At 62.1% G+C, this 2,786-nt stretch carries 2 protein-coding genes, 1 pseudogene and 1 other annotated feature; of the genes and pseudogenes, 1 reads left to right on the top strand and 2 read right to left on the bottom strand.

Annotation, left to right across the window (positions count from 1 at the left end; translation table 11 throughout):
* A partial coding sequence (locus tag J0F76_RS21435; RefSeq protein WP_207472293.1) for a DDE-type integrase/transposase/recombinase occupies nucleotides 1–825 on the bottom strand: 825 nt, incomplete at its 3' end.
* Nucleotides 813–1,085 carry an IS3 family transposase gene (locus J0F76_RS21430; RefSeq protein ID WP_207472291.1) on the bottom strand — a complete coding sequence of 91 codons (273 nt, stop codon included), beginning with the start codon at nucleotides 1,083–1,085 and terminating at the stop codon, nucleotides 813–815. The genes J0F76_RS21435 and J0F76_RS21430, both read right to left, overlap by 13 nt.
* Nucleotides 1,011–1,127 (bottom strand) — a sequence feature (AL1L pseudoknot). It overlaps the preceding gene by 75 nt.
* Nucleotides 1,128–1,259: 132 nt before the next feature.
* Between J0F76_RS21430 and J0F76_RS20395 the strand changes: the two are divergent.
* Nucleotides 1,260–2,461 (top strand): annotated as a pseudogene (locus J0F76_RS20395) (IS256 family transposase).
* The last annotated feature ends 325 nt before the right edge of the window (nucleotides 2,462–2,786 follow it).

Here is a 2,786-nt window from a genome sequence, read left to right as displayed (position 1 = left end):
TCCGAAAGCCCGCATCGAGGAACTCATGCCCTGGAGCTTCGCGCAGCCGTCAAGCCTCGCCGCATAGGCCCACGCCGTCGCGCTTACGTTCGGCGTGACGTAACCGATGGCGCTGTGCAGGCGGGCGCTGTTATACCAGTCGACCCATTTCGCTGCGCGGTCCTTCGGTTCAGAGTTTCCCATTCGACCTGACCGACGGACTTCCAGGGTCCGAAGAACTTGATGACCTCGGTCTTGAACATATGAAGGGGACCGTGACCCCAGTGGGGCCGCGTAAGCCCCGAAATGGATGATGCTTTCGGCGAGCGCGTTGTCATGGGAATCCCCGACGCTGCCGACCGAGGTGTCGATCCCGGCCTCGGCCAGCCGCTCGGTGTATCGGATCGACAGATATTGACTGCCGCGGTCCGAGTGATGGATCAGCTTATCTGTCTCCGATGGGGTTCTTTGACAGATAGCCTGGTTTAGCGCATCGAGAACGAAACCCGTGGTCATTGATGTGGAAACTCGCCAGCGACGATCCTTCGGGCAAAGACGTCGATAAATGAGTAGGGTCAGAAAACAGTCCAGTGGACTGTTTTCCCGACGAATGGCGACATGGATCGAGCCATGGGAACGCCACTGGTCCGAGAGACCATGGCGAGGGCCCTGCCAGCTTGAGACATAAGTAAAATCGCTGACCCATAGCTGGTTCGGCATGTCCGCGACGAAGGCCCGGTTCACCTTGTCATCAGGGCATGGCTGGGCAGTATCGGGATTGGTCGTGATGACCTTCCTGCCGCGCACAACGCCTTGCAATCCCATCGCCTTCATCAGCCGCTCCACCGTGCGAGCCGGGCGATGTCGTGCCCTTTGCGGCGGAATTGGTGCCAGACCTTGCGCGCGCCATAACGGCCCCGGCTGTCGTCGAAAGCCTCCTTGATGGCAGCCATGTCGAGGCGATCCTGCCTGGCCCGATCCGATGCCCGGTCTGGATCGCGCTCGACGGCCTTGAAGGCATGATACGTCGATGGTGCGATCCCCAGAACCCGGCAGATCGGCCCGACACCATGAACACAACGGTGATCGTCGATGAACGCGATCATTTGCGGAAGGGGCGGTCGAGCTCCGCCGCTGCGAAATACGCGCTGGCCTTCTGGTAGTGTCCGCGGACGTGGTGTAATTTCACCGGCACGTTCGGTGTAATCTCGGGTGGCCATCGAGGTGTATGATCGAGGTGGAGTTTCGACGCTTCAACCACGAACCATACGGAGCCCCCGATGACCAAAACCACCATGGACCTGTCCGAGCTTTTGGCAAAGCAAGATCAGGGTGATTTACTGCGCAGCATCGCCGAGGCGGTCCTTCAGCTGATCATGGAGGCCGATGTCGATGGCCTGGTCGGCGCCGGCCGGCACGAGCGCAGCGGCGACCGCACGACCTGGCGCAACGGGTATCGCGAGCGTGCCCTCGATACTCGATTGGGCACTTTGAACCTGCGGGTGCCGAGGCTGCGGCAGGGCAGCTACTTTCCCGGCTTTCTGGAGGCGCGCAAGACCTCGGAACAGGCACTGGTTGCCGTGATCCAGGAGGCTTGGATCGTCGGCGTCTCGACACGTCGGGTCGATGATCTCGTGCAGGCCATGGGCCTGAGCGGCATCTCCAAGAGCACGGTCTCGAAGCTGTGCAAGGATATTGACGAGCGGGTCGGCGAGTTCCTGAACCGCCCGCTCACGGGGGAGTGGCCCTATGTCTGGCTCGATGCCACCTATCTCAAGCAGCGCCAGGGCGGGCGGATCGTCTCGGTTGCGGCCATAATCGCCGTGGCCGCCAATACCGAGGGCCGCCGGGAAATCATCGGCCTCGGCATTGGCCCGTCAGAGGCAGAGACCTTCTGGACAGACTTCCTGCGCTCGCTGAAGGCCCGCGGTCTCGACGGCGTGAAGCTCGTGATCAGCGATGCCCATACCGGCCTGAAGGCCGCCATTGCACGGGTCTTTGAAGCCACCTGGCAAAGGTGCCGGTTCACTGGATGCGCAACGCACTCGCCCATGTCTCCAAAGGCCAGCATACGGTGGTCGCGGCAGCGGTCCGGCAAGCGTTCGAACAGCCCGACCGTAAGCACGCTGGCGATACCTGGCGCCACGTCGCGGAACAGGTCCGCACCCGCTGGCCCAAGCTGGCGGACCTGGACGCCAGTGAGCATGACGTGCTGGCCTACATGGCGTTCCCCCGCCAGCACCGCACCAAGTTGCACAGCACCAACCCACTTGAACGCCTCAACAAGGAGGTGAAGCGCCGCGCCGATGTCGTGGGGATCTTCCCGAACGAAGCCTCGATCATGCGCCTGATCGGCGCGGTGCTGTTCGAGCAGAATGACGAATGGCAGACCTCGAGCCGCTACATGATGGCCGAGGCCTTTGCTCAGATCGACAAGGAGGAGATCGACCCCATTCTCAGCATTACCACAAAAGCCGCCTGATCATGACCTCAGGCCATCTGGGAAATTGCACCAGCTTGACGGACGTGACCCGGGCGGCGGAACCTGTGCAAGGGTGCTGAAGGCGAAGCGGCCGTCGAACTTCCTTCGCAGGCCGGCACTTTTGCTTCAGATCCGGTCGGTCGGCCACGCGGCAGCCTGATGCTTGCCTCCGCAGGACACTCCGCCTTCCGTCGACAATCGGGCGCAGCTTCGATCCGACGCATACCTAGCATCCATGGCGGCTCTGTTGCCCAAATCGGCTGATGGCCAGTGTCCCCCTTCCCCGGACGGACTTATCCCACGGCCTCTGTGACGGGTATACCGA

This window comes from Paracoccus fontiphilus, assembly GCF_017356265.1.
In the GTDB taxonomy this organism is placed as follows: domain Bacteria; phylum Pseudomonadota; class Alphaproteobacteria; order Rhodobacterales; family Rhodobacteraceae; genus Paracoccus; species Paracoccus fontiphilus.
The sequence above is the reverse complement of the archived record's forward strand: the minus strand, read 5'-3'. Positions and strand labels throughout refer to the sequence as shown.

Excerpts from the sequence above, each read along its gene's own strand:
- J0F76_RS21430 (WP_207472291.1), bottom strand. The coding sequence starts at position 1,085 with ATGATCGCGTTCATCGACGATCACCGTTGTGTTCATGGTGTCGGGCCG.